Raw genomic sequence first — 25,530 nt, 5'->3', positions numbered from 1 at the left:
CGTTCAAACTTATCAGGCTGTTGTCATGTCGATGACGCCGCAGTCACCTGTTTCAGAACCAAAGGCCAGACGGCTACCCTGATCGTCCCAGCCCATGCTGGAAATAGCACCTTTGCCCGGACGCCGCAGAAGAACTTCCTTCTGGTCCGAGAAGCGCACAAGAAGAACCATGCCGTCATTGTAGCCAATAGCAGTGATGTCTTCGACCGGATGGCAGGCAACGGATGTTACCATACTGTCAGCACGAAGCCCCAATTCGAGCGGCGCTTTGCCCATAGGGCCATCCTTGCCAGCAAATGGCCAGACGATTGCAGCCGGTGCACCGGAGGTCGCCAGCCACTTGGCTTTAACGCTCCAGGACCAATCCTTGACCTTTGCCGGATAGCCCGTCATGCGCATGTGCTTGGTGTCTTCCAGACGCCAGCCATGCAACGCATTTTCCTGCATCGACGTGATCAGGAAGCGACCGTCAGGGGAGAAAATGACGCCGATATGTGCGCCTTTCCACTCAAGTTCCACAGGCTTTGCTTCGGTGCCGGTCCAGATCAGGGTTGCGCCGTTGTAGCGGGCTATCGCTAAACGCTGCCCTTTGGGGGCAAAGGCTACACCTTCGACACTGCGTTCCTGTGGAAACTCCTGCACTTTACCATTGGACGTGCGAACCCACGCGGTGCGCCCGGAGGCAAACCCAACGGTTCCGCCGGGGCCGCTTGCGACCGCAGTCATCCATTTGCGTGGGACTTTGGCCAGCTCGGTAACTGTTCCGTCGGAAGCAGTTTGGCAAACGCGGCCGTCTTCACCGCCGGTTATCAATGCTTTGCCGTCAAAAGACAACGTTGCACTGAGCAGTCCGTCATGAGCTGTGCTGGTCTGGTGGCCGTTGTCCAGCCGATGGATGGTTCCATCGGCCAGAGCAAAGAAGGGAACGCCGCCGATGAAGCGGGCATAGAGACAATGACCATCAAGGTCGAGCGGGGCAACTGTAGGCATCAGCGTCCAATTTTACTTTGGCAAGTTTACTAGAGCGCCGGGCGTCCTATTGGACGCCCAAAGGTCGCTCTAACCCTTTAAAATCAGAGCATAATTTTACCTTAAACTGATCCAAGTTTAAGGAATTATGCTCTAGGATTGGCAGTTTTCAAAGCCGGCTTTAAGTTCGGCTGCATTAAGCTCTCGTCCGATGAAGACAAGACGGCTTTCATGCTTTTCTTCCGGCTTCCATGCGCGCTGGTGGTCGCCTTCGATGATCATATGAACGCCCTGAACCACGTAGCGGTCCGGATCGTCCTTGAACGCGATGATGCCCTTGAGACGCAGAATGTTCGGACCCTGTGTCTGGGTGATATTCTGTATCCATGGAAAGAATTTCGCCGGATCAATTTCACCAGCACGAAGCGAAACGGATGTTACCGTCACATCATGGATCGGTGATGCATGGTCATGATGATGGTGGTCATGCCCGTGCGCGTGATCATGCCCATGGTCATGGTTGCAATCTGGACCGCAGGTGTGGTCATGATCATGGTGGTGATGATGATGATCGTGGCCATGATGATCGTGCCCGTGATCATGATCACAGTCAGGTCCGCAAACGTGATCCGGATGATCGTGATCGAGGAAGTGAGGATCATTCTCAAGCGCGCGCTTCAAGTCGAAAGCACCGCGATCAAGGACGCGCTCAAGCGGAATCGAAGCGCGTTCAGTACGGTGAATGATGGCGTGTGGATTGATAGCGCGCACAGTTGCTTCAATCACGGCCAGTTCTTCCGGTGTCACGAGATCGGTTTTGTTGATCAGAACCACGTCGGCAAACGCGATCTGGTCTTCAGCTTCGCGGCTGTCTTTGAGGCGCAGCGGCAAGTGCTTGGCATCAACGAGTGCGACAACCGCATCAAGGCCGGTCTTGGCGTGCACATCGTCGTCCATGAAGAATGTCTGTGCCACTGGAACAGGATCGGCAAGCCCAGTGGTTTCAACGATGATGGCGTCGAAGCGGCCCGGACGGCGCATCAGGCCCTGCACCACACGGATCAAATCTCCGCGCACCGTGCAGCAGATGCAGCCATTGTTCATTTCGTAGATTTCTTCATCCGATTCGACGATTAGATCGTTGTCGATACCGATCTCGCCGAACTCGTTGACGATAACTGCGTAACGCTTGCCGTGATTTTCGGTGAGGATGCGGTTGAGAAGCGTCGTTTTACCCGAGCCTAAGTATCCGGTCAGAACGGTAACGGGAATGCGGGCCGCTTCTGTGCCAGCGTCGTTGGTCGACTTGTCCTCAGTTTGGGCTTCAGCCTGGCTCATTGTTCATGCCTCTTGAAGTTGCTGCCTTTCGGTGCGCGCACAAACATGCGCCATCAAGGCTTCAGATCGGGTAATTCATATAAGGGAAGGTGCTCGTGAATGCTATATGCAATGCTATATTATTACATTGGCTCCAATCACGTTCTCGCCAATTGCTTGGGTGCAAAGCGTGCAAGGTCAAACTGATCCACGTCATGGAGAAGTTCAATAAAGCCTGCAACAGCATGCGCGAGAATTTTCTCACCAGCCTCAGCAGTTGCAGCACTCGCATTACCCGCAACGCCTTCTGCATTCAGATCATGCATCTTCCAGCCGAACGCATGGGGGCCATAGGCGCGCAAGTGTTTGAATTGTTTTGCAAAGTCAGACTGTGCATTGGAGAAGTGTGCTGCCTTCGTCATATCGACGAGATCAGGGCGCAGCGCCAGCATCACTGATGTTTCAATAAATCCGCCATGAATATCGAGCGCCTTATCCTCAGGCCCAATCAGCCCTTCCGGCAGGCCGAACCGGGTCCAGCTTGTGGCCACAGCCAGCATGTCGAGCCGTGTGCGCAGTTCGGTCGCGACAATGGTCATCAGCGGTGCGTTGCCGCCGTGGGCATTGAGCATCACCAGCTTGCGGATACCGCCTGCATGAAGGTTCTCACCCATGCCGATCCACTGATTGACGGCTTCTGAAAATGCGAGACTCTGTGTGCCCTCGGTATCCATGTGCTCGATAGAATAACCGATAGGCTGGGCTGGCAGAAAATTGACATTGAGATCGGCTGGCAGGGCTTCGTTGACACGCGCCACAATGCCTTCCGCGATGATGGTATCTGTTTCAAATGGCAAGTGGGGGCCATGTTGTTCGTGAGCGCCAAGTGGCAGGACGACGATCATGTCACTGTTCTGGTCGCGCAGGTTTGTCATGTTTCCCTCATTCTATTTCATCTAAAATCGAAGCCTAACGCCAGTGAGCTGCAACCGCAAGCGAAGCTCACGCATTGTTAAGCCGAGAAGAGTTTCATCGATGCAGACAGTCGAAATTGCAGGTTGCACAAGAGTGTGCAGCCATTCTGGCATCATACGATTTTCAACAAATTGATAACTACAGTCATATTTACTGGATGCATGTTTGTTATTTCATAAGTCGGACAATATTTTACTTTATAAATATGTGTGACAATGTCGATCCAGCGACAATCTAAAGTCGCAACGAGGGCTAAAGTCGCAACAAGGGCGAGGTGGCGATGAGTAAGGACAATAAGGCGGTGATGCTGTACCGGCTGCAATCTGTGGCGCGTCTGACACGCACTGTGTTGGCAACACGTCTTCTGGAGCTTGGACTTTATGCTGGTCAGGATGCGGTTATGCTGCAGCTCGCCTCAGAAGATGGTCTGCCTCCGGGCGTTTTGGCCCAGCGGCTGGGTGTTCGCCCTCCGACTATCACCAAAACCATCACGCGCCTGCAAGGTCAGGGCTTTGTCGTCAAGCGAGCCTCGGAAACGGATCAGCGTCAGTCACATGTCTATCTGACGCCGCAGGGGATCGAAGCAATCAAGGTCATCGAAAAGTCCATTCGCAAGACGGAAAAGGACATGTTGAAAGGCCTCGACAAGAAGGAGCGCAAGGCCTTCCTGAAGATGCTCGGACGCATGGAAAGTAATCTTGCGGCGCGTGGTGCGGCACGTCTTATCGATGAGTTGGACAAGGAAGTTGTTGATGACGATGATGTGGAATAGGTGCATGGTCGCTAAGACGCACTGAAAAAACTTTCAATTCAATGATTGCAATGGCATAACCATCTGCAAGATGGGATGGCCGCTCCTCTGATTGTCCGGCCGATGCCATCCTGTTTCGACTGTGGCAAGACCATTTCGGGGAGGCGACTTGGCTCAGAAAATCAAGCTTTCGACCATCGCAGACGCGCTTGGTGTTTCGACGGCCACCGTTTCGCTGGCATTGCGCGACAGTCCGCTTGTCGCCGATCAGACACGCGAAAAGATCAAGGAACATGCCCGCACCATCGGCTATATTTATAACCGAAGAGCTGCGAGCTTGCGTACATCCCGTTCCGGGATCGTAGGCGTTGTTGTGCATGACATCATGAATCCGTTCTTTGCCGAGATTTTGCGGTCGATTGAAACGGAGCTTGATCGTTCGCGTCAGACCTTCATTCTGTCCAACCATTACGATCAGCTGGAAAAGCAGCGCACCTTTATGGATACGCTGCTGCAGCTTGGTGCGGATGGCGTGATCATGTCGCCAGCCATTGGCACGCCGGCGGAAGACATTCAGCTTGCTGAAGATAATGGTCTGCCGGTTGTGTTGATTGCACGTAGCGTCGAAGGCGTTCATGCGCCCGTTTTCCGTGGCGACGATGCCTATGGGATCGGGCTTGCGACCAATCATCTTATTTCGCTGGGCCACACACGGATTGCCATGATTGGTGGTACGGATCAGACTTCGACAGGTCGCGATCGTTATCGTGGTTATGTGCAGGCTATGGATAAGGCCGGACTTCTGGTGAACCCGGAATGGCGCATTTCAGGTCCGCGTACCAAGCAGGGCGGCTTTGAAGTTGCGCCGCAATTTCTGGCATTGAAAGACAAGCCGACTGCCGCCGTCTGCTGGAACGATCTGACTGCCATCGGTCTGATGAACGGTATTTCACGTGCAGGCCTCGTGCCGGGTGAAGATATTTCTGTCACCGGTTATGACGATCTCGAAGAAGCGGCAATTGCAACGCCTGCGCTCACGACAGTCTGGAACGGCCAACGCGAAGTCGGCCGCCGGGCTGCGCGTGCACTTCTTGATCAGCTGAACGGGGTCGAGGTTTCGTCAAACCAGGAACTCATCAAACCGGAACTACACATCCGGCAATCGACTTCCAAGCCCAAACACGCTTGATTATCCTTGATAACCGGACCGGGTTCTCTGGTCCGATGAATTCTGCTTGAACATAAGGAAGCTGCCATGACCCAACGTGAAGCGACCATTCTGGTGCTCGGTAATTTCAACGATTATGCCGTGCAGAGGCTTTCGGGTGAGTTCAAGGTCAAACGCATTCCTAAGGGTGATGCTGCCTTGGTGGAGGCAGGATGGGCAGGAGACGTGACAGGCGTTGCAAGCATGTCGACGGTCAATGCCGCGTTGATCGATGCGCTGCCAAATCTCGAGATCATCGGCAATTTTGGCGTCGGTTATGACGCAGTCGATGCGAAACATGCCGCGACCAGGAATGTCATGGTCACGAACACGCCTGATGTGTTGACCGAAGAAGTTGCCGACACGACGATTGGTCTGTTGATCGATACTGTCCGCGAGTTGTCAAAATCGCAAGAGTTTCTCCGTGCAGGAAACTGGGTGAAGGAAGGCCGCTACCCGCTTTCCAAGCTGTCTCTGCGGGGCCGCAAGGTCGGCATTTTTGGTCTTGGGCGCATCGGCAAGGCTGTTGCACACCGCGTTGAAGCTTTTGGTCTGCCGATTGCCTATCACAACCGTCGCCAAGCCGATGACGTGACTTATGATTATTATCCAAGCCTGCTTGAGCTGGCCCAAGCGGTCGATACGCTCATTCTGGTAGCGCCGGGTGGTGCTGAGACCGCCAAGGCAATCAATGCGGACGTGCTGAAAGCGCTCGGTTCGGAAGGCGTTTTGATCAATATCGGTCGCGGTTCGGTTGTTGATGAAGATGCGCTTGCAGCGGCTTTGACCAATGGCACGATTGCCGCCGCGGGACTTGACGTCTTTGCCGATGAGCCGAATGTGCCACAGGCGCTGCTTGATGCGCCCAATACGGTATTGCTTCCGCATATTGGTTCGGCATCCGAGAAAACCCGTCAGGGCATGGCTGACCTTGTCATCGACAATCTGATTTCATGGTTCGACAAGGGCGAAGCACTAACGCCTGTGCCGGAAACCATTCACGTCAAGAAAAAGTAAGATAAAGCGTCAGCTTCATTCGTTGAAACTGGCGCTCTGATTTCAGGCTGTGCGCTGCGCCTTGTGTTGGCGCACGGCTTCGCCAAAGGCTTTGAAGATTTTCTGCGACGGGCCATCAGTCTTCACCCAATATTCCGGGTGCCACTGTACACCTACGATAAAGCCTTTAGCGTTTTTCACGGATACGGCTTCGATCGTACCGTCTTCGGCAGTCGCTTCGATTTCGAGCGCTGGAGCCAATTGATCAATCGCCTGACGATGGACAGAGTTGACTTCCACAGTGTCGGATTTCAGAATTTCTGCGAGGCAGGAGTTTGGCGCGATCTTTACCGGATGCTGGATAGCAAAACGTTCGGCCTGACTATCCGATACCGGTGCGCGATGATCCATCCGTCCTTCGAGCTCTTGGATTTCGGTGGCCAGTGTGCCGCCCAAAGCGACATTTAATTCCTGCAGGCCACGGCAGATCGCCAAGACTGGGACGCCTTTTTCAATCGCTGCACGGAGCAACGGCAAGGATGTAGCATCGCGTGCATTATCATATGGCTCGAAGTCCGCACTCGGCTCTACACCATAAAGTTCCGGATTGACGTTCGACTTTGAGCCGGTAACGAGGAGACCATCCACACCGTCCAATATCGTATCGGTATCCATTTTCTCGCCAAAGCTTGGCACGAGAAGAGGCGTGACCTCTGCGACATCAATTGCGGCTGCGAGATATTGTGCTGGTGCTGCGTGCCACGTGTAGTTTTCAAAAGGCTTCACGTCTGTAGGCACGGCGATGAGTGGGCGTATAGATTTTGGCATGATCGATTGAAATCCGGCGAATGGCGTTCCTTCGCTGTTTGTAGAGCGGTGCGTGGTTCCGCGCAATCACCAAGCTGATCGCAGCCTCGCAACATGTTGGCATCTTCTGCTCACTCGATTGATCTGGTGATATTTTGGCCGTTGGGTTCACATAAACGTGATGTTGCACTAGATATACAAAGGAAATTGGCAGTCGGGGGGATAAATGGCTGACGATCAGATTTTCTCTGTCGTAGGCAAGGTGATTGCCGTGACCGGAGGGTCTTCCGGTTTGGGTTTGCATATGGTGCGCGTGCTGGCACGCCATGGAGCGCGTGTTATCTCGATATCACGCAGCCACGAAGGTGCCACATTCTGCCCCTCGGGAGGAGAAGTGCTGGAACTCATGGCAGATGTGACCAATCCCGATGAAATCAAAACCGCATTCGATGACGCGGAGCAGCGTCTGGGGCCGATTAACGTTTTGTTCAATAATGCGGGTGTCGCTCACGTGGCGCGTGCACTTGATACGACCCGCGATATGCTTGAACATATCTTCGATGTGAATGTTGGGGGTTCTTTTTTTACTGCGCAGGAAATGGCGCGCCGGATGATCGGTCGAAGCCAGAGCGGAGTGATCGTCAACACGACCAGTATTCTCGCTGAACGGCCGCAGAAGGGCACTGCTGCCTATGCCATGTCCAAGGCCTGTGTGACACAAATGACCCGGGCTTTGGCACTCGAATGGGCGTCGCATGATATTCGTGTCAATGCCATTGCTCCGGGATGGTTTCCGACGCGAATCAATGAAAGCCAGCTTTCTGGTCCTGCCGGTCAATATTTCAAAGGGCGCAATCCAATGCGGCGCCTTGGGGAAATGCAGGATCTTGACGGCATTGTCCTGATGCTGGCGTCAGATGCCAGCCGTTACATGACCGGGTCTGTGATTACTGTTGATGGCGGCCATCATATTTGACGATCCGTGCTGCCATTCAGTGCTAAATGGTGATCTGCCGGTGGTTTCCCCGCAGTTTAATCTTTGAACTGGGTTTTCCACTAAAAGAAGCGCCTGGAATGGCATTGTTACTCAGTCGTGATGTGTCGTTACGGTGGGTTTTGACTTTATAATAGTCGCTAAAGTCTCGTCAGTGCATAGGTTTTGGCGCGTTGTAAATAAACTGAAAGCTGCGCTCTGAGATCTTAGAGTTGTATTATTGCTTCCAGGTTGTGCTGATCGTTATTTGCTTAATAATAATCTGATTACATCTTATGGTGGTTGTAATAACAGCTTGTGGTTTAGTTTTGCGAAAGGTATTTTTAAGTGATTGGTGGCATATTCCCCCTATGAAAGGGGTACAATCAAAGAGATGTGGCGAAGCCTTCAACCTGAGATACCTGCCGATGTGCGGCTATCATTTCTGCGTGCGCTTTACGGCAATCGCACGACATTATGGTTTGGTTTGCTCGCCCATGTTGTGGCGTGTGTCGTCATCTATGTAAAAACAGCTGACTGGCGCTTTTTGGGATTTGCCAGCATTTTTACAGTTGTGGCGCTTGGTCGCCTCTATGACATGCATAAATTTGATCAGGCCAAGCTTGGCAGCCTGTCTCATGCGGATTTAGATAAGTGGGAAGCACGCTATCTGGTCGGCGCTTCTTTGGTCTGTGCAACGCTGGGAATGCTCTGCTTTTTCTCAAGTTATGTTTTGCGTGATTCCTTCGCTGAACTTGCAAGCCTGACTATTTTGCTGGCATCGGTCGTATCGATTGTTGGACGCAACTATGCGTCAGCAAAAGCCGTGATACTGATGTCCGCTTGTACGCTGATCCCGGTTCTGGCCGGATTGATCCTTGCGGGAACGCCCTTTCATGTTGTCATTGGGCTGCTGCTGATCCCGTATTTTCTGTCCAATATCCAGATGGCCAACGGCCTTCGCGAATTTCTCTTCGCAGCGGTGATGGGAAAACGACGTCTTTCCATCGTGGCAGGGCGTTTTGATGCCGCGCTCAACAACATGCCGCAAGGCTTGCTGATGTTCGATGCGCAGCAGCGCATTGCCGTTATCAATCACAAGACGAAAGCGTTGCTGAAGATCGCCGAGCATACCAAATTGCGTGGCCGCAGGTTGGAAGTCTTGTTGCGTTATTGCGCAAAGCAGGGCCTGTTTCCTCACAATGACCTGATCAATATCCGAACACGCATGCAGGACTTGCTGTCGGGGCGCAAAGCGCGCGACATTCTGCAGCTGGCAGATAATCGTTATATTGAGTGCATCGGCAACCAGACCTCTAATGCGGGTGTGGTGCTGATGTTTGAAGATGTGACACAGAGGGTCGAATCCGAAGCGCGCATTCAGCATATGGCGCGTTTTGACGGTTTAACCGGACTGCCGAACCGTAATTACTTCGAAACGATGGTGCGTTCGCTGCGCACCCATCAGGAACCTGATACACTTGCGGCCCTGATCGTCATTGACATCAATCATTTCAAGCATGTCAACGATACGCTTGGCCATCACGTCGGTGATGTATTCCTGCGGCTTTTTGCGGAGCGGCTCAACTCGCTTGACCCGCAACGTTATGTTGCCTCACGATTTGGCGGCGACGAGTTCGTTATTTTTGTCTTTAATCTTCGCGGCGATGATGAAGTGGTCTCGGTCATGGACCACGTTATTTCAGTGGCAAGTGGTGTCTACGATCTTAACGGCGATCAGATTCACATTGAGATCAGTGCGGGTGTTGCCACTGAGACCATTGAGAAAAGCGACGTTGGCAGTATGCATATGAATGCTGATCTGGCGCTTTATGAAGCCAAAAGTGAAGAGGGTAAACAATGGGCGCTTTTTGTGAGCGCCATGGATACCAAATATCGCGGGCGGCAGAAGTTGAAAGCCGATCTGCGTTTGGCCATCGAAAACCGAGAGATCAAGGTTGTTTATCAGCCGATTGTCAGCGCGCAGTCGCTGCGCGTTGTGGCCTATGAAGCACTGGCGCGATGGGAACATTCGGAGCTCGGGCATGTGCCTCCGGCCGAATTCATTCCACTGGCAGAAGAAATTGGCATCATCTCGCAAATCACGCGATTCATGCTTGAGCAAGCCTGCTTAGATTGTAGCACATGGGGTGATCGGATTGGCGTTTCGGTCAATCTGTCAGCCATTGATTTGAAGAACAGCGATATCACGCGTGATATTGCCAATGCATTGCAGAAATCAGGCCTCCCCGCCCGGCAGCTTGAGGTTGAGGTGACGGAAAGTGCGATCATCGCCGACCGTAATCAGACGTCGCTGGTTTTACAGCGTCTTAAAAATGCCGGGATCAATATTGCGCTGGACGATTTTGGTACGGGTTATTCAAGTCTTAGCTATCTCAACAGCTTGCCGCTGACCAAGGTCAAAGTTGACCGTTCTTTTGTGCACGACATCACCACCGATCGCCGATCGCTGATGTTGTTGCGCGGTGTGACGCAGCTTTCGCATGAGCTTGGGCTCGCCGTAACAGTTGAGGGCGTTGAAACGGAAGAACAGCTGGCATTAATACGCGTGGCGGCGGGTGCCGATCTGGTGCAAGGCTATCTCTTGGGTAAACCTGTTCCTGCCACAGAAATTCGAACTTCTTCGGCCAAGGCCGTGGTGCCTCATGATAGTGGGCGCACATTCGTCGGATAGAGCGCCGTGCGCCCTCCTGGGTGCACAAAGGTCGCTCTGCCTTCTTTACTAAGCATCGTGCTTTCCCAAAATCTCAATCGATTTTTGGGCCGATGCTGTCGTGTTTGAACGAACAAGCGTCCAATCATATAAAACGATTTATGTGTCTGCCATGCACCCTATTTTATCTTGGCAAATTTTAGCTATTTCCTTTACAGCAATAAAGTTGAAGATACTCGCTGGTCATTGAAGAGTGAATTTAATTCTCTTGTTATTTATAAGTAAAATTTAATAAAGGAGGAGGAATGAAGCGGGTTTTTCGCTATTTATTATATTTAACTATATGCCTTGTAATTATTCTTGGTGTTGGTGCGGCGGTTTTTTGGAAAAAGATACATGAATATTGGGCCGTGTATGAATATGCACAGATATTTAAACCTGATGTGATCGATGAGAATTTTCGCACTCTCTACAAGCGTTACGCGTCAATCCGCATCCCGCATACCAATGATGTTAGCCCTTTGCCAAAAGTCGAACGGGCATTGCCAGAGACTTATGTCTACAAAGGTGAAACGCGCAAACTTTCTGACTTTCTCGAACGAACAGACACAACCGGATTTATTGTTCTCAAAGATGGTGTGATCGTCCATGAAGAATATGCGCGGGGCAACACGGAGAGAACGCAATCCATTGCAATGTCTCTTTCAAAATCCTTCATTTCCTTCCTGATCGGCAATGCTGTTCATGATGGGCAGATCAAATTGGACGAGACGGTCGATCACTATGCACCGGCTCTCAAAGAGGGGGGCTATAAGGGCGTTACTGTCAAAAACGTCCTGCAAATGTCCTCAGGTATCGGCTTCAACGAGAATTACGCTGATCTGAATTCAGATATTGTGCATTACATTGTGCAGATGCTGACAGGCTCAGTTGTTGATTTCACGGCTCATTTGAAAAATGCGGTGCCCCAGGGAACGGTCAATCAGTATGTTTCTGCCGATACTCAGGTTCTCGCTCTGGTTCTTGAAGGGGCGACAGGCATACCGATTCAGCAGTATTTCGGAGATCGGCTTTGGTTGAAGCTGGGAGCAGAAGCTGACGCGTATTGGCTGGCTGATCCAAAAGGCGAGGTCGTTGCGGCGGGGGGCTTGAATGCTGTTCTACGTGATTACGCCCGCTTCGGGCTGCTCTATATGAATGAAGGACGCAATTATCGCGGTGAGCAGATTGTGCCTGCTCAGTGGGTGCATGATTCTGTGACACCTGATGAACCCTATTTGATGCCGGGACGGAAAATGCCGTCTGGAAAGACAGCTTATGGTTATGGCTATCAGTGGTGGATACCCGCGGAACCTCAAGGCGATTTTTGTGGTGTGGGGATTTACGGGCAGTTCATCTATGTCAATCCGGCCAAGCGGGTGGTGATTGTCAAGACATCGGCTTATGCCAACTACAATGTCGATGGTCAGGCAGTGAAAGAAGAAACAATCAACATGTTTCAATCTTTGGCCAATGCGATCTAGCTCCCCATTGGACTAGTCAGAATGGCCGTTTAGGCGGCCATTCAACCTCGCCAAGCCGCAAAACGGGCCTCTCTGCAGCATCACTTTTATGAGCCGGTGGGTTTATCTCTTCCCGACATGAGAGAAAAACTCCAAGTTATACCTTTACACGCTCATAAAGCACCTTATTCTGCGCGCTGATTTGATGGGTGCGGATACAATTTGAATGACCAATGAAGCTGTCTCCGGCGGGCAACCGCCGCTATCCAATTTCGCGCGGCAGCTCCTGCAGTTTCTGGATCGGGTAGAATATCGCCGTGTGGTTCACGCGGAAGATCTCGAAGAGATAGGCCGTTTGCGCTATCGGTCCTATCGTACGCGCAATGTGATGCATGAAGCGGAAGTGCCGTCGATCGTCGATGATATTGATCTCGACAGCCATGCCTTTGTCTATGGTATCCATATTGATGGGCAGTTGGTCAGTACATTGCGAATTCATCACATCACTCCAGACCATCGCCGCGGAACAAGCTACGCACTGTTTCCTGATATCCTTGATCCGTTGCTGAACAGCGGTATGAGCTTTGTCGATCCCACACGATTTGCAGCAGACCCTGAATTGCTGAGCGAGTATCCTGCCATTCCCTATGTCACGCTTCGCATTGCCGCGATGGCTTCGGAGTTTTTCGAAGCTGATCAATGTCTTGCGTCAGTTAAACCCGAGCATATGGCCTTTTATAAGCGTATTTTCGGCACGACTGTTATGGCTGAAGCGCGCGAGCACGAAGGATATGGCATCAAGGTTGGTTTAGGTGCAGCACCTATTCGCAATATTCGAGATGCGGTTGCTGTTCGTTTCCCCTTTTTCAAGTCGCAGCCGCATGAACGCCGCGCTATGTTTGGTAATCTTGTGAATGGCGTGGGGCCGCTGACCATCTTGCCGACCGCCAAATATACGGGGCTGGGCGTGTAACATCAATTAATGCAAAAAAGTGCAAACGCACGATCCTTGCCATCTATCTTTTAAATCTTTTTGAAAGTTGCTCTAAATAATTAGATGTAGCACTTTTTGAAAATTGCCGTTAGTTAGGTGGAGGAGCCGCACAATGCGGCACTTGCGGAATGGAGGGGCGCTGCGACAAACAGCCGGGTAGGAAAGCTAAAGGCTAACTCCGGTAAAGGTTGCATGCGCGTTGAAGATTGCGGATATTCTGGCTAAGAATAGTCAAAATATCTCAATGGGTGGAACTAAAAAATGGCAGAACATCACAATACAGCCCCAGCTGAACTTGGCGCGTCGATGGATTATCCTGAGCATGAGAAAACTTATGCGGGTTTCACGATCGTATTTAAATGGGGCACAGTGGCACTCGTTGCGCTTCTGGCTGCCATGGCGTTCGGCTTCTTCGCGGGTGGTTTCTTCTCTGCGACCGTTCTTTTCCTTCTTATCTGCGTTGCTGCCTGGTTCCTTCTCTAAGGACTTAAACCAGCAATAATCTGCACGATTTGATCGAATGCCTTGGTATTGGTGCAGCCCGCACCGTGCCGGGGCTTTATGCATGTTGTCTACTTCGAGCGCATCCCGAAAAGTGTGAAATGGTTTTGGGACCAAGATACGCGTGAGAACAAAATGTTGAGACGCGCCAATCTGATTCAATCAGATCGAAATGGACTCAAATGTCTTTGATGGAGCCTCTTCCCGGAGGCTCTGAATTGTGCCCGCCCGCAAGGTCGGATCAAGCCACGAAAGGGAAACCAGTTGGCCCAGACTATATTCATTCCGAAAGAGAGTGATCCCAACGAGACCCGCGTTGCGGCATCTGCCGAGACGGTGAAGAAATTCATCGCGCTTGGTTTTGATGTCGTGGTGGAAAAAGGCGCAGGCGAAAAATCGCGTATCATCGATACCGAATTTTCGGGTGCCGGGGCGCGCATTGGAACTGCGGCAGATGCCAAAGCGGCAGATGTTATCCTCAAGGTACGCCGGCCAAACGACGCGGAACTTAAAGGATATAAATCGGGCACAGCGCTCTTTGCGATGCTTGATCCTTATGGCCATGAAGAGGCCGTCGCAGCATTGGGCAAGGCCGGAATTTCCGCTTTCACGATGGAATTCATGCCACGCATCACCCGTGCGCAGGTGATGGATGTTCTCTCGTCGCAAGCCAATCTCGCGGGTTATCAGGCGGTCATTGACGCGTCCGAAACCTATGATCGCGCCATGCCGATGATGATGACGGCAGCGGGCACCGTTCCTGCGGCGCGCGTGTTTGTCATGGGGGCGGGCGTTGCAGGTTTGCAGGCTATTGCGACCGCGCGCCGTCTTGGGGCTGTCGTGACAGCAACCGACGTGCGTCCGGCCGCTAAAGAACAGGTGGCTTCTCTTGGCGCGAAATTTATCGCTGTCGAGGATGAGGAATTCAAGGCTGCTGAAACCTCTGGCGGCTATGCCAAGGAAATGTCGAAGGAATATCAGGCGAAGCAGGCGGCACTCGTTGCAGACCATATCGCCAAGCAGGATATTGTCATCACCACAGCGCTTATTCCGGGTCGTCCGGCTCCGCGCCTCGTGACGAAGGAAATGGTCGCGGCCATGCGTCCGGGCTCGGTGCTGATTGATCTTGCAGTTGAGCGCGGCGGCAACGTTGAGGGTGCAATTGCCGGTCAGGTTGCAGATGTGAACGGCGTGAAGATCGTCGGGCATCTCAATGTGCCGGGACGCATTGCGGCGACTGCCTCGCAGCTTTACGCACGCAACCTTTATGCATTCCTCGAAACGCTGGTCGATAAGGAAGCAAAGCTGCTCAAGCTCGATCCGGAAGAAGAGCTGGTAAAGGCGACGCTTCTCACCCATGAGGGCAAAATTGTGCATCCGGCTTTTGCCAAGGCCGAAGCCGAAGCAGCACCAGCGGTCGTGACTGAGAAGGTCGCTAAGCCGAAAGCTGCGCCGAAGGCAAAGGCGCCTGCTGTCAAGGCAGAGGCTGCAAAGGAGGCGGCGTCTGCCACGGCTAAGGCTGTCGCCAAAACAACCCGAAAAGCACCGGCAAAAGCTGCAAAAACTTCCGCTGATGGAGGAGAGGCATAATGTCCGATACAGCACTCGAAAAAGCTCTTGAGAGCCTCAATCAGGCGGCAGATGCCGTAAGGCAGGCAGCGGAAAATGCAGGTGGTTTAGGAGACGCTGCCGCCGCTGCCGCCCATGCTGCAAGCGGTGGCGTGGTTGATCCGTTTGTCTTCCGTCTTGCGATTTTCGCCCTGTCGATTTTCGTCGGTTATTACGTTGTCTGGCAGGTGACACCTGCACTTCACACACCACTTATGGCCGTTACCAATGCCATTTCATCGGTGATCGTGGTCGGCGCACTTCTCGCAGTCGGTCTTTCGCTTTCGGGTTGGGCCACGGGCTTCGGCTTCATCGCGCTCATCCTTGCAAGTGTAAACATCTTTGGCGGCTTTCTGGTTACCCAGCGCATGCTCGCCATGTACAAGAAAAAAGAAAAGTGAGGGCTGAGCCATCATGAGTGTTAATCTCGCAGCCTTCCTTTATCTGGTCTCTGGCGTCCTGTTCATCATGGCACTGCGCGGCCTTTCGCACCCAACCACCAGCCGTCAAGGTAATACCTACGGCATGATCGGTATGGGTATTGCTATCGTCACCACGCTGTTGCTGGCACGTCCAAGCTTCGGCGGTCTGGTGCTGATCCTTCTTGGTATCGCCATTGGTGGCGGTATTGGTGCCGTGATTGCACGCCGTATCGCCATGACCGCGATGCCGCAGCTTGTGGCAGCCTTTCACTCGCTGATCGGTCTTGCAGCTGTTCTCGTTGCTGCCGCAGCGCTTTACTCACCGCACTCCTTTGGCATTGGTGAAGTCGGCCAAATCCACGGTCAGGCGCTGATCGAAATGTCGCTGGGTGTTGCGATTGGTGCAATCACCTTCACAGGCTCGATCATCGCATTCCTGAAGCTTGATGGCCGCATGTCGGGCAAGCCGATCATGCTGCCGGGGCGCCATGTCATCAATGCTGCACTGGCGGCGGCAATCGTGATCCTGATTGCCGTTCTGACCAACACCGAAAGTCATTTCGTGTTCTGGCTCATAGTCATTCTGGCGCTGGTGTTCGGTGTGCTGATCATCGTGCCAATCGGCGGTGCAGATATGCCGGTTGTCGTTTCCATGCTCAACTCCTATTCGGGCTGGGCTGCGGCAGGTATCGGCTTTACGCTCGGCAATCTTGCGTTGATCATCACGGGTGCACTGGTCGGTTCGTCCGGTGCGATCCTGTCCTACATCATGTGTAAGGGCATGAACCGCTCGTTTATCTCGGTCATTCTCGGTGGCTTTGGTGGAGACACCTCGGCTGCTGGCAGCGGCGAAGTTGAGCAGCGTCCGGTCAAGCAGGGTTCGGCAGACGATGCGGCCTTCATCATGAAGAACGCTTCCAAGGTCATTATCGTGCCGGGTTACGGTATGGCAGTGGCGCAGGCACAGCACGCGCTGCGTGAAATGGCCGACAAGCTGAAAGCCGAAGGCGTGGAAGTCAAATACGCGATCCACCCTGTTGCTGGTCGTATGCCGGGCCATATGAACGTGCTGCTGGCCGAAGCCAACGTACCTTATGATGAAGTTTTCGAGCTTGAAGACATCAATTCAGAATTTGCGACGGCTGATGTTGCCTTCGTGATTGGCGCGAATGACGTGACCAATCCGGCAGCGAAGACCGATCCGCAATCGCCGATTTTCGGTATGCCGATCCTCGATGTCGACAAGGCTGGAACAGTACTTTTCATCAAGCGCGGCATGGGCTCAGGTTATGCGGGCGTGGAGAACGAGCTGTTCTTCCGCGACAACACCATGATGCTTTTTGCTGACGCGAAGAAGATGGTGGAAAGCATCGTCAAAGCATTGGACCACTAGGCCTTGGATATTCGGGTTCTGGCGGTCTGCAAATGGCGTGGTTCTGCGCTTCCGGTGCTCATGTACGTTAAGTACATTCCGCTCCGGTTCTCGAACCTCACCATTTTCGGCACGCCATTTCCCCGAATCTCATAAGGCCGGGGTGCCCGGTTGGAAAACAAAAAGGCGGCTTCGAGCCGCCTTTTTGTTTGAGTTTTCGATCGGGCTTCAGCCGTAGATCATCTTGTCCTGCAACGCACGCAGTTCGGCGATCTTGGAGCCCGGCTGCGGTGCTGCATTGGCATAGGTGATGAGTTCACCTTTCTTGATCGGTGCGGTGACGGTGCCGTTTTGCAGCAAGCCGCAAGGAATGGCTTTGGCAGCACGTGCTTCCGGTGTCGTCATGATCCATGAGCGGTAGCAATATTGGCCGATGGCATCGAGCTTTTCGCCCGGCTGCATGTCCTTTTTCGCAACGGCACAGACTTCTGCCACAGGCTTTGGCAACGGCACCATATCGGATTTGCCATGCAGAACCGCGCGCGCAACGGTCAACGGCACTTCAAGTGAAGTGAGGTGGTAGGGGCGGTGGAAGGTGAAGTAAGGGCCTTTGCCGATTTTCAGATCTTCAAGACGTTCGTTAAGACGAGGGTGGTCCATCTTGGCCACAACGAACACGCCGGGCGAAACGCCTTTGCCGATGGAATAATCAACGACACCACTTTTGGTCAGCACACCGCCATCGGCTTGCGGGATAAGGGTGCTGCTCAACTGGTCAATGCTGGCGCGGGGGCCATGCATCCCGGCAATATCAGGAACAAGGCCGGTTGCATTGGCAATGGCTGCCATTTCGACCATGGTCTTGGAGCCATCGATGAATTCGACCAGCAGGCGGACATTCATGTTCCGGCGGTCGGCTTCTTCCTGATAGTCGTCAGGGATGGCATCAAAATTAAGCGGATTGTTCTTGCCCTTACCAGCAGAGACCACTTCATAGCCAAGCGCTGAAACGAACTCGATCAGCTCCATGCAGGAGGAAGGTTCGTCGCCTGCACCCAGCGAATAAATAACACCGTGCTTGTCGGCCTGTGCCTTAAGGTAAGGTCCGATGGTGACATCGGCTTCGACATTCATCATCACAAGGTGCTTGCCATGCTCGATAGCCTTGATGCCGGTCTCGGCACCCACTTCCGGAATGCCGGTTGCATCGATGATGACGTCGATCAGCGGATTTGAGAGGATCAGATCATTATCGCCGGTGACAGCAATTTTGCCGCTTTCAATAGCGCTGGTCATGGCGCTTTCGCTATTGGCTTCGCGCGCATTGTCATCGTCGCCATAGGCGGTGCGGACAGCCTTGAATGTGTTCGGTAGACGGCGGGCGGAAAGGGCGCCCACTTCAATGCCGGGCATACGGGCGACCTGTGTGACGATATCCGTGCCCATTTCACCCGCACCGATAAGACCGATGCGGATTGGTTTTCCGGTTTCGGCGCGTAATTGTAAGTCTCGCGCCAATCCAACCAGTGCCACATTCGTCGTCATGAGAGTCTCCGCAAATTACTTAATTATCTATTCCGCGATAATTTTGTCACGCTTATATTGTTATAGATGCGCAATGGACGAACAGTCTCTATATCAACACTGACAGACGCGCACCCCCAAACTGCGCGACAAAATATGCATGCCATTGGAGCCTTTATGAGCAACGCATCCCCCTTCGATCTCGTTATCTTCGATTGTGACGGTGTTCTCGTCGATAGCGAGCCGCTTTCCTGCCGCGCGTTTGAACAGGTATATGCCAATCACGGTATGATGCTGCCGCAAGGCACCGTTGCCAAAGGCATCGGCATGAAGCAGGCAGATATTCTAGAGATGATCGCCGGTTTGACTGGCCATCGCCTGCCGGAAGAAGCTTTGAGCCAGTTCTGGCCGGAAACGAAGGTTCTGTTTGCCGAACATCTGCAGCCTGCGGTCGGCATTGCTGATTTTCTGAAAGTCCTGCCGCACAAGCGTTGCGTTGCATCCTCCTCGCAACCGGAGCGCATCGCATTCAGCCTGGAGAAGACCGGTATCAATCATTATTTCGGCGATGCAGTCTATTCATCGAGCATGGTCAAGCGCGGTAAGCCTGCACCCGATCTTTTCCTCTTTGCGGCTGACAAAATGGGTGTTGATCCGGCGCGCTGTGTGGTTATCGAAGATTCGCCTTTTGGCGTTGAAGGTGCAATTGCAGCCGGCATGACGGCTTTTGGTTATACGGGTGGCGGTCATACTTATGAAGGCCATGCTGAACGCTTGTCTTCCAAAGGTGCGAGCCACGTTTTCGGCCATTGGGATGATATTGCACGTGAAATACTGGTCGCAGCCTGATCAGCTGCCTTGCGTCTTGTGATCAGAGTGGTTCCAGTTAAGATCGAATCGTTAGAGCCACTCTAATTGTTTGTTTTTACGCACTATCCCACGCAAAACCGCTTCGCACTTTTGGCTCAAATGCTTTAATGGATAACAAGAGAGTATCAGTTCAGCAGAAAGTTTCATGGAATGAAAGACGCAATTACGCTCGACCAGTTGCGCGAAGCAATCGGTACGGAAGTTGGATGCTCCGAGTGGCGTGAAGTCACGCAGGCGATGATTGATCAATTCGCAGATGCGACGGACGATCATCAGTTCATTCATGTTGATCCAGAGCGCGCAGCCAAGGAAACGCCTTTTGGCGGCACGATTGCGCATGGCTTTCTGACGCTGTCGCTGCTTTCAACCCTGGCATTTGAAGCGCTGCCGATGCTGCAGGGTGCCACTATGGGCATCAATTATGGCTTCGACAAAGTGCGCTTCATGTCACCGGTGAAGACTGGCGCGCGCGTGCGCGCCCGGTTCAAGCTGGCAAATGCTGATATTCGTCCATCGGGCCGCGTGGTCAACCATTACGAAGTGACGCTGGAAGTTGAGAATATGGTCAAGCCAGCACTGACCGCGACGTGGCTTACCATCGCAGTGGTAGAGCTACCGCAAGCATAACAGCTTCGTGTATTACGAAATTAGGAGCCGTCCTTCTTCATCAAGAGGGGCGGCTTTGTCTTTATACGTCGTCATCAGTTCGCGGAAAAAGAACGGGCCGTGCAGAAACATGCCAAAGTCGTAAAAGTTCTTTTTCTCCGCACCGCGCATATAAAGCAGATGCATCAGGAAGAAATTGCCCTTTGAACGTTTATAGCGGTTTTCGCTATGAACATTTTTGAAGCGGATACGGTGGATCAGCGGCGGATTTGTGGTCTTGATTTTGAGCGTTTTCGCAGGATCAGAACCGTAGAAGTGGATGATGTCCGTTAAAACCTGGAATTCAGACCAAAGAACCGGGCTTTCTTCCATCACCACACGCACATCTTCGCGCAAACTTCGCGCCTTGGGGTGTAAAGCAATCATCAGGAGGCATGAGCCGATGCCGAGCAAAGAGACAGGTTGCTTGCGCAACAGGTCTGGACGCTCGCGCTGAACGTCGGCAAGAGCTTCTGCAGCAGGAACCGTGCCCAGACTATGCGCGACGATGATGACCTCATCGGCGCCACTTTCTTCGATCTTCTTTTTCAGCGCTTCAGCAAAAGCTTTGCGGCGTCGCACGAGCTTTTCATTGCGATTATGGATGCGGTCGTAGGCTGCCGACCAGTCATCGAGCAGATAGGACATGAAAAAGCGATCGCCCGGCCAGCGCACGAGCAATGTCGCGATAACAGCAGCCAGTGGAAGCGACCAGACGAGATTCCACAATGGGAAGTCCGCAAGCATGGGCGCAGAGGCAATCAGGGCTGCGGTTGCTATGATGACGATGGACAATAGAAATGGCCACATGAAGAACATCACGAAGCGCCAGCTTGTCCGCAGATAGCGCAGCAGGGTGCCGGTGAAGACTATGTTCATGAAGGCATAAAAGCCTGTCAGCATCCGCTTCGGTGTCGAACGGGCAGCATAGTCATCGAAGATATCAGCGGTGCCGAACTGGCAGAACTCTGTCTCGGTTTGCCAGCCGTTGCCCTGCGTTGTCGCGATCAGCGTTCCACAATCATTCGGCTCGTCGATCATGGGCGAGAGCTTCGTCTTGGCTTTCCATAACCGGTCAAAATCCTTCAGCGCTTGCGCATGGCGTATGCGCACGGCTTTGGGGTGCAGGCCCTCATAGCCTGTGAACTGAATAACGAGTCGTTTGCGTAGGGACATGAATCTTGAGCGATGGAATCAATCGAAAGGGGAAAATGGCTGTGAATTGCCTGACTGCTCCTATGCTGGAGCAATGAGGCTGAATTGTGCGGAACGCGCGTGGCAGATAGCGTATTCGAGACCTGTCAGTCATTATAAATCCATATAAGACCATTATTTATCTGCAACGGTGGGCAAAGTTGCATCTGGAGGTGGACAGGGGGTGGGCTATCTGGTAATAGCCACCACCAATTTGCAGCGTTTAAGCTGCGAAGCTTGGGAGCCTTTGGGCGTTTACCGGTTGACTCGATTAGCTGGAACTCGTTAAGAGACGCCCTTAATGCCTCAGGCTCAATCGAAATTCTAACCGATACGGGATTACACGTGCAGGTACTCGTCCGCGATAACAATGTTGATCAGGCTCTCCGCGCTCTCAAGAAAAAGATGCAGCGCGAAGGTATCTTCCGCGAAATGAAGATGCGTGGCCACTATGAAAAGCCATCTGAAAAGCGCGCCCGTGAAAAGGCTGAAGCCGTTCGCCGCGCACGCAAGCTGGCTCGCAAGCGCGCGCAGCGTGAAGGTCTCATCGGCGGCGGTCGTCCTGCTGCTCGTTGATTGATTTGAAATTGGCGCTGCCTGTGCGGCGCCTTTTTGCATTCCGGTGCGGCTTATGGCTTGCGCCGGTTTTTGCATGTCTGGAGGTCGAAGAGTAATCTTGGTTTGTTTCACGAGATAAAACAAGCCGATTTGATTAGTCAGCGGACTGCCATATACAGACCTTTATTGTAGCGTTGATCCATCCGGAGCGAAGATCCGATAGCATCAGATCTATGCTTCAATGAGCTGAATTAACGCGTATCTTATCCGAAGGACGTTTTCGGTTTTCGGATGCGTTTGAGGGCGCAGTTTTTCTGCTGCCTTTTGCTGTGCTATAGAAGCAATTATAGTATTGTGGCTGTTGTATCAGTCGGGGACAAAGTTGACGGAAGTTTTGGGTTTCAAATCCCTCGCTCCGATCAAGCAGAAAGGAACGCTGTCGTTGCCAAAACGCTTTAAGGTGATGCATTCGTCCGGGAACTTTGTTGTGAGGGCCGGAAAGTCAGCAAGCTCTCATTTTGCACGAAACAGCCTGTTGGCGGCCACGGCGTTTCTGGCACTTGCTGTTGCCGGTTGCCAAAGCTCCAGCACCCATAGTGCGTTGAGTACGGTTGATCGTGCGCAGGGCTCGAGCGAAAACATCAGCTCGCTCACCAGCGTTATCCAGAGCAACCCACGCGACCCTGAAGCTTACAACGTGCGCGGATCGGCTTACGGTAAGGCCCGTCGTTATAAGGAAGCGCTGCGTGATTTCGATCAGGCGATAGCGCTTAACCCGAACTTCTATCAGGCCTATGCAAACCGCGCGCTGATTTATCGCTATATGGGCGACAGCGGCAAGGCGGCTCAGGATTATAGCCGCGCGATCCAGATCAATCCGCAATATGATGCGGCTTATGTCGGGCGCGGCAACGTCTATCGTCTGGCTGGACGTCTCGATCAGGCGCTTAGTGACTTCAATCAGGCGATTTCGCTGCAGACGACCGATGGGCGCGCTTATCACAATCGTGGTCTGATCTATCAGGCTAAAGGCCAGCATCAACAGGCGATTGAAGATTTCTCGAAAGCGATTTCGCTCAATTCGACGGCGCCTGAGCCTTATAATGGTCGTGGCATTTCCTATGTCGCTCTTGGCGACTATGACAATGCGTTTGACGATTTTAATACGGCTATCACCCTTGATGGGAACATTGCTGAGAGCTGGTCCAATCAGGCGCTGGTTTATGAACAGCGTGGTGACAAGGCGAAGGCTGCAAATTCCTATTCGCGCGCGCTTCAGCTCGATGCAAACTACCAGCCAGCCAAGACGGGTCTGGCACGCACACGCGGCTGATTTTGACGTTCCAATAATAATAAAGGCGGCGCTCTCCAAAATTGGGAGTGCCGCTTTCCTTTATCCAAAGCCGACATATAATAGACCCTATGTCGCTCTTCGATCACATCGGCTTTCAAAGCAGAAATCTCCACCGCAGCCTTTCTTTCTATGAAAGCTGTATGCCCAAGCTTGGGTTGGCCGTTATTGCCCATTCGGACAGCGGTTTCTTTGTCAGTGGTGGAGAGAGGGCACCTGTACCGTTTCTATGGATACATAGCGGCTCAAAACCGGGTGCTGACGAGCCTGGCGGCAAGCCGGGCAATCATCTGCATCTGATGTTCAATGCGAGCAGCCGTGACGATGTGGAAGCATTCCACCGTGCGGCTCTTCAGGGCGGCGGCAGTGAAAGCGGAGCGCCAGCTTATCAGGGGCCGGAAGAGATGGGCTATTATGCAGCCCTTGTCTTTGATCCAGACGGTAATACGTTGGAAGCGGGCTTTCGTCAGCGGGTAAGATAAGAGCGGCATTTGAGCCGCTCTGATTATTTGTTTTTAGGTATTATCCCGCTTTTCGGGATGCGCTTTAGGCTCTCGAACGCAGATTACGCTTGTCGAGACGGTTGACTAAACGATCACCGATCCACTGAACACCACAAACCATAATGATCAGAATGATCACAACTGCGATCATGATGGTGGTTTCGAAGCGCTGATACCCGTAGCGGATTGCAAGATCGCCGAGGCCGCCTGCACCAATTGCGCCAGCCATTGCGGAAGCGCCAACAAGTGTGATGATGGTGACGGTGAAGCCTGCAACGATTCCCGGCAGCGCTTCCGGCACCAGCACTTCGCGAACGATTGTCCAGCGGTTTGCGCCCATGGAGCGTGCAGCTTCAATAAGACCGTTATCCACTTCGCGCAGCGAAACTTCCGCAATACGCGCATAATAAGGAATAGCGGCAATCGACAGCGGCACGATGGATGCCCATGTGCCGATGGACGTGCCAACGATAAAGCGTGTGACCGGAATAAGCGCCACCAGCAGGATGATGAATGGTACTGAACGGAAACCGTTGATGATTGCACCCAGAATGGTGTTGAGCGTCAGGTTCTGCGCCAGTCCGCCACGTTCAGTCAGGATCATGATGAGCGCGAGCGGCAAGCCAACCACCAGAGAGATCAGGCTCGAAAAGCCTGTCATGATGATGGTTTCCCAGAAGGAGCGCCAAAGAAGATCAAGCATCGCCTGAGACATAACCAAGTACCTCCGTGGCGTCTGCGTGGGTTTTGATGTAGCTGATGGCGGCGTCGAGTTTTGCCTTGTCCAGTGCGGGCAGGGCAACGAAAAGTGTGCCAACCGGCTCACCCTGAATGGTATCCATACCACCGTGAATAAGGCGAGTCTCAAGACCCGTTGCGGCCGTGATCTCGTTGAAGAAGGCGCTTTTTGCCGCCTGGCCGGAAAGTCTGATTTTAATGACTGCCTGATCGCCTTTTTCACTGACCAGTTGTTCGCGCCAGGAGGCAGGCAGTTCCGGCGTCAGTACATGCAGCAGACTCTGTGTGACCGGTGCCTGCGGCCTTGCAAAAACCTGCCAGACCGGACCTTCCTCAGCAATTGCGCCGTGATCGAGGACGATCACGCGATCGGCGATACGGCGGATTACGTCCATTTCGTGGGTAATCAGCAGGATCGTGAGGCCGAGCTTTGTATTGATGTCTTTGAGCAAAGCCAGAATGGATTGTGTCGTTTCCGGATCAAGCGCAGACGTCGCTTCATCGGAAAGGAGTACTGCCGGTTCTGCCGCCAATGCGCGCGCGATACCGACGCGCTGCTTTTGGCCGCCTGAAAGCTGGGCCGGATAATGGTTGGCCTTGTCGGACAGGCCGACCAGTTCCAACAGTTCTGCAACACGTTTCACGCGTTGGGCTTTCGGCTGGCCTGCGATTTTCAACGGCAAAGCAATGTTCTGTGCAACGGTCTTTGCCGACAACAGATTGAAGTGCTGGAAAACCATGCCGATGCGGCGACGCACCGGCTGCAGGCTGTTTTCCGTGAGCGCAGTAATTTCGCGGCCTTCGATTTTGATTGAACCGACATCGGGCTTTTCAAGACCATTAATGCAGCGGATCAGCGTGGATTTACCAGCGCCGCTGCGACCGATGATGCCGAGGATCTCGCCGCGCGCAACCGAAAGAGAAACGCCGTTAATAGCTGGCGTTTCACCGAACATTCGGCGCACGTCTTTCATTTCGACGATGGGCGCTAAAGCGGCGGTTTGCGGTTGAGTGGTCACGATCGTATCTTCTGCTTCTTGTGCCGCGGAGAACCGCGACTTTCTAATCGGTAAGGCTTC

The 25,530-nt window shown here is 52.9% G+C and carries 24 protein-coding genes; 16 read left to right on the top strand and 8 right to left on the bottom strand.

Translation table 11 applies throughout. The annotated features are described in order from the left end of the window. Positions 1–12 precede the first annotated feature (12 nt). From ACSME1_RS04220 to ACSME1_RS04210, 3 genes are all read right to left on the bottom strand, one after another. Positions 13–990 carry a WD40 repeat domain-containing protein gene (locus tag ACSME1_RS04220; protein WP_105707940.1) on the bottom strand — a complete coding sequence of 326 codons (978 nt, stop codon included), beginning with the start codon at positions 988–990 and terminating at the stop codon, positions 13–15. Positions 991–1,122: 132 nt separating this feature from the next. Beyond that, positions 1,123–2,307 (bottom strand): CobW family GTP-binding protein, encoded by a 1,185-nt coding sequence (locus ACSME1_RS04215; RefSeq protein ID WP_105707942.1) that lies wholly within the window; start codon positions 2,305–2,307, stop codon positions 1,123–1,125. A 137-nt stretch (positions 2,308–2,444) separates the two neighbouring features. After that, a complete protein-coding gene (locus tag ACSME1_RS04210) occupies positions 2,445–3,221 on the bottom strand; it encodes a creatininase family protein (RefSeq protein ID WP_105707943.1) in 777 nt (258 codons plus the stop codon). 320 nt (positions 3,222–3,541) lie between these two features. On the opposite strand from ACSME1_RS04210, the gene ACSME1_RS04205 reads away from it, so the two are divergent. From ACSME1_RS04205 to ACSME1_RS04195, 3 genes are all read left to right on the top strand, one after another. Further along, positions 3,542–4,033 carry a MarR family winged helix-turn-helix transcriptional regulator gene (locus ACSME1_RS04205; RefSeq protein WP_100558646.1) on the top strand — a complete coding sequence of 164 codons (492 nt, stop codon included), beginning with the start codon at positions 3,542–3,544 and terminating at the stop codon, positions 4,031–4,033. 148 nt (positions 4,034–4,181) lie between these two features. Further along, the gene (locus ACSME1_RS04200) at positions 4,182–5,201 is read left to right on the top strand and encodes a LacI family DNA-binding transcriptional regulator (RefSeq protein ID WP_024899274.1); all 1,020 of its coding nucleotides are present in this window, start codon (positions 4,182–4,184) and stop codon (positions 5,199–5,201) included. Positions 5,202–5,267: 66 nt separating this feature from the next. Further along, a complete protein-coding gene (locus tag ACSME1_RS04195) occupies positions 5,268–6,236 on the top strand; it encodes a 2-hydroxyacid dehydrogenase (protein WP_105707945.1) in 969 nt (322 codons plus the stop codon). 42 nt (positions 6,237–6,278) lie between these two features. Here the strand turns inward: ACSME1_RS04195 and ACSME1_RS04190 are convergent, their stop codons facing one another. Further along, positions 6,279–7,043, bottom strand: coding sequence for a gamma-glutamyl-gamma-aminobutyrate hydrolase family protein (locus ACSME1_RS04190; protein ID WP_105707947.1), 765 nt, complete (start codon positions 7,041–7,043; stop codon positions 6,279–6,281). A gap of 205 nt (positions 7,044–7,248) precedes the next feature. On the opposite strand from ACSME1_RS04190, the gene ACSME1_RS04185 reads away from it, so the two are divergent. The 8 genes from ACSME1_RS04185 to ACSME1_RS04150 all read left to right on the top strand — a co-directional run bounded on the left by ACSME1_RS04185 (position 7,249) and on the right by ACSME1_RS04150 (position 17,089). Then, positions 7,249–7,998, top strand: coding sequence for an SDR family NAD(P)-dependent oxidoreductase (locus tag ACSME1_RS04185; protein ID WP_105707949.1), 750 nt, complete (start codon positions 7,249–7,251; stop codon positions 7,996–7,998). A 391-nt stretch (positions 7,999–8,389) separates the two neighbouring features. Then, the gene (locus tag ACSME1_RS04180) at positions 8,390–10,690 is read left to right on the top strand and encodes a putative bifunctional diguanylate cyclase/phosphodiesterase (protein WP_024899278.1); all 2,301 of its coding nucleotides are present in this window, start codon (positions 8,390–8,392) and stop codon (positions 10,688–10,690) included. 284 nt (positions 10,691–10,974) lie between these two features. Beyond that, positions 10,975–12,192 (top strand): serine hydrolase domain-containing protein, encoded by a 1,218-nt coding sequence (locus ACSME1_RS04175; RefSeq protein WP_024899279.1) that lies wholly within the window; start codon positions 10,975–10,977, stop codon positions 12,190–12,192. A 205-nt stretch (positions 12,193–12,397) separates the two neighbouring features. Next, entirely contained in the window at positions 12,398–13,144 is a 747-nt protein-coding gene (locus ACSME1_RS04170; RefSeq protein ID WP_024899280.1) for an N-acyl amino acid synthase FeeM domain-containing protein, read from the top strand. Positions 13,145–13,426: 282 nt separating this feature from the next. Then, on the top strand, positions 13,427–13,648 hold the full coding sequence (locus ACSME1_RS04165) for an aa3-type cytochrome c oxidase subunit IV (protein WP_024899281.1): 222 nt from the start codon (positions 13,427–13,429) through the stop codon (positions 13,646–13,648). Between the two features lie 282 nt (positions 13,649–13,930). After that, the gene (locus ACSME1_RS04160) at positions 13,931–15,256 is read left to right on the top strand and encodes a Re/Si-specific NAD(P)(+) transhydrogenase subunit alpha (RefSeq protein WP_024899282.1); all 1,326 of its coding nucleotides are present in this window, start codon (positions 13,931–13,933) and stop codon (positions 15,254–15,256) included. Beyond that, on the top strand, positions 15,256–15,675 hold the full coding sequence (locus ACSME1_RS04155; protein ID WP_024899283.1) for an NAD(P) transhydrogenase subunit alpha: 420 nt from the start codon (positions 15,256–15,258) through the stop codon (positions 15,673–15,675). The genes ACSME1_RS04160 and ACSME1_RS04155 overlap by 1 nt, the downstream gene beginning before the upstream one ends. A 13-nt stretch (positions 15,676–15,688) precedes the next feature. After that, complete coding sequence (locus ACSME1_RS04150; protein ID WP_024899284.1) at positions 15,689–17,089, top strand: NAD(P)(+) transhydrogenase (Re/Si-specific) subunit beta; 1,401 nt, start codon at positions 15,689–15,691, stop codon at positions 17,087–17,089. Positions 17,090–17,296: 207 nt separating this feature from the next. Here ACSME1_RS04150 and ACSME1_RS04145 read toward each other — a convergent pair whose 3' ends face one another. Beyond that, positions 17,297–18,613, bottom strand: coding sequence for a 1-deoxy-D-ribulose 5-phosphate reductoisomerase (locus ACSME1_RS04145; protein ID WP_024899285.1), 1,317 nt, complete (start codon positions 18,611–18,613; stop codon positions 17,297–17,299). A 156-nt stretch (positions 18,614–18,769) separates the two neighbouring features. Between ACSME1_RS04145 and ACSME1_RS04140 the strand changes: the two genes are divergently transcribed. Beyond that, positions 18,770–19,441 (top strand): HAD family hydrolase, encoded by a 672-nt coding sequence (locus ACSME1_RS04140; RefSeq protein ID WP_024899286.1) that lies wholly within the window; start codon positions 18,770–18,772, stop codon positions 19,439–19,441. 171 nt (positions 19,442–19,612) lie between these two features. Further along, positions 19,613–20,089, top strand: coding sequence for a MaoC family dehydratase (locus ACSME1_RS04135; protein WP_024899287.1), 477 nt, complete (start codon positions 19,613–19,615; stop codon positions 20,087–20,089). A gap of 12 nt (positions 20,090–20,101) precedes the next feature. Here ACSME1_RS04135 and ACSME1_RS04130 read toward each other — a convergent pair whose 3' ends face one another. After that, positions 20,102–21,283: an alpha/beta hydrolase gene (locus ACSME1_RS04130; RefSeq protein WP_105707951.1), complete on the bottom strand. Its 1,182-nt coding sequence runs from the start codon at positions 21,281–21,283 to the stop codon at positions 20,102–20,104. 363 nt (positions 21,284–21,646) lie between these two features. Between ACSME1_RS04130 and rpsU the strand changes: the two genes are divergently transcribed. The 3 genes from rpsU to ACSME1_RS04115 all read left to right on the top strand — a co-directional run bounded on the left by rpsU (position 21,647) and on the right by ACSME1_RS04115 (position 23,692). After that, the gene (gene rpsU, locus ACSME1_RS04125) at positions 21,647–21,877 is read left to right on the top strand and encodes a 30S ribosomal protein S21 (RefSeq protein WP_024899289.1); all 231 of its coding nucleotides are present in this window, start codon (positions 21,647–21,649) and stop codon (positions 21,875–21,877) included. Between the two features lie 445 nt (positions 21,878–22,322). After that, positions 22,323–23,192: a tetratricopeptide repeat protein gene (locus ACSME1_RS04120; protein WP_036568002.1), complete on the top strand. Its 870-nt coding sequence runs from the start codon at positions 22,323–22,325 to the stop codon at positions 23,190–23,192. A gap of 89 nt (positions 23,193–23,281) precedes the next feature. Continuing rightward, a complete protein-coding gene (locus ACSME1_RS04115) occupies positions 23,282–23,692 on the top strand; it encodes a VOC family protein (RefSeq protein WP_024899291.1) in 411 nt (136 codons plus the stop codon). Positions 23,693–23,756: 64 nt separating this feature from the next. Here ACSME1_RS04115 and ACSME1_RS04110 read toward each other — a convergent pair whose 3' ends face one another. Both ACSME1_RS04110 and ACSME1_RS04105 read right to left on the bottom strand, forming a co-directional pair. Further along, entirely contained in the window at positions 23,757–24,428 is a 672-nt protein-coding gene (locus ACSME1_RS04110) for a methionine ABC transporter permease (protein WP_024899292.1), read from the bottom strand. After that, positions 24,409–25,425 (bottom strand): methionine ABC transporter ATP-binding protein, encoded by a 1,017-nt coding sequence (locus ACSME1_RS04105; RefSeq protein WP_105534566.1) that lies wholly within the window; start codon positions 25,423–25,425, stop codon positions 24,409–24,411. Before ACSME1_RS04105 ends, ACSME1_RS04110 begins: the two co-directional genes overlap by 20 nt. Positions 25,426–25,530 lie beyond the last annotated feature (105 nt).

It is taken from the genome of Brucella pituitosa, from assembly GCF_965577835.1.
Classification (GTDB): Bacteria; Pseudomonadota; Alphaproteobacteria; order Rhizobiales; family Rhizobiaceae; genus Brucella; species Brucella pituitosa.
The sequence above is the reverse complement of the archived record's forward strand: the minus strand, read 5'-3'. Positions and strand labels throughout refer to the sequence as shown.

Bases quoted from the DNA above. Each gene is read 5' to 3' on its own strand.
- ACSME1_RS04115 (WP_024899291.1), top strand. From the start codon at position 23,282: ATGTCGCTCTTCGATCACATCGGCTTTCAAAGCAGAAATCTCCACCGC.
- ACSME1_RS04150 (WP_024899284.1), top strand. From the start codon at position 15,689: ATGAGTGTTAATCTCGCAGCCTTCCTTTATCTGGTCTCTGGCGTCCTG.
- ACSME1_RS04220 (WP_105707940.1), bottom strand. From the start codon at position 990: ATGCCTACAGTTGCCCCGCTCGACCTTGATGGTCATTGTCTCTATGCC.
- ACSME1_RS04105 (WP_105534566.1), bottom strand. From the start codon at position 25,425: ATGAAAGACGTGCGCCGAATGTTCGGTGAAACGCCAGCTATTAACGGC.
- ACSME1_RS04215 (WP_105707942.1), bottom strand. From the start codon at position 2,307: ATGAGCCAGGCTGAAGCCCAAACTGAGGACAAGTCGACCAACGACGCT.
- ACSME1_RS04130 (WP_105707951.1), bottom strand. From the start codon at position 21,283: ATGTCCCTACGCAAACGACTCGTTATTCAGTTCACAGGCTATGAGGGC.
- ACSME1_RS04120 (WP_036568002.1), top strand. From the start codon at position 22,323: ATGCATTCGTCCGGGAACTTTGTTGTGAGGGCCGGAAAGTCAGCAAGC.
- ACSME1_RS04205 (WP_100558646.1), top strand. From the start codon at position 3,542: ATGAGTAAGGACAATAAGGCGGTGATGCTGTACCGGCTGCAATCTGTG.
- ACSME1_RS04210 (WP_105707943.1), bottom strand. From the start codon at position 3,221: ATGACAAACCTGCGCGACCAGAACAGTGACATGATCGTCGTCCTGCCA.
- ACSME1_RS04170 (WP_024899280.1), top strand. From the start codon at position 12,398: ATGACCAATGAAGCTGTCTCCGGCGGGCAACCGCCGCTATCCAATTTC.
- ACSME1_RS04135 (WP_024899287.1), top strand. From the start codon at position 19,613: ATGAAAGACGCAATTACGCTCGACCAGTTGCGCGAAGCAATCGGTACG.
- ACSME1_RS04185 (WP_105707949.1), top strand. From the start codon at position 7,249: ATGGCTGACGATCAGATTTTCTCTGTCGTAGGCAAGGTGATTGCCGTG.
- ACSME1_RS04155 (WP_024899283.1), top strand. From the start codon at position 15,256: ATGTCCGATACAGCACTCGAAAAAGCTCTTGAGAGCCTCAATCAGGCG.
- ACSME1_RS04140 (WP_024899286.1), top strand. From the start codon at position 18,770: ATGAGCAACGCATCCCCCTTCGATCTCGTTATCTTCGATTGTGACGGT.
- ACSME1_RS04195 (WP_105707945.1), top strand. From the start codon at position 5,268: ATGACCCAACGTGAAGCGACCATTCTGGTGCTCGGTAATTTCAACGAT.
- ACSME1_RS04145 (WP_024899285.1), bottom strand. From the start codon at position 18,613: ATGACGACGAATGTGGCACTGGTTGGATTGGCGCGAGACTTACAATTA.
- ACSME1_RS04110 (WP_024899292.1), bottom strand. From the start codon at position 24,428: ATGTCTCAGGCGATGCTTGATCTTCTTTGGCGCTCCTTCTGGGAAACC.
- ACSME1_RS04180 (WP_024899278.1), top strand. From the start codon at position 8,390: ATGTGGCGAAGCCTTCAACCTGAGATACCTGCCGATGTGCGGCTATCA.
- ACSME1_RS04175 (WP_024899279.1), top strand. From the start codon at position 10,975: ATGAAGCGGGTTTTTCGCTATTTATTATATTTAACTATATGCCTTGTA.
- ACSME1_RS04165 (WP_024899281.1), top strand. From the start codon at position 13,427: ATGGCAGAACATCACAATACAGCCCCAGCTGAACTTGGCGCGTCGATG.
- ACSME1_RS04190 (WP_105707947.1), bottom strand. From the start codon at position 7,043: ATGCCAAAATCTATACGCCCACTCATCGCCGTGCCTACAGACGTGAAG.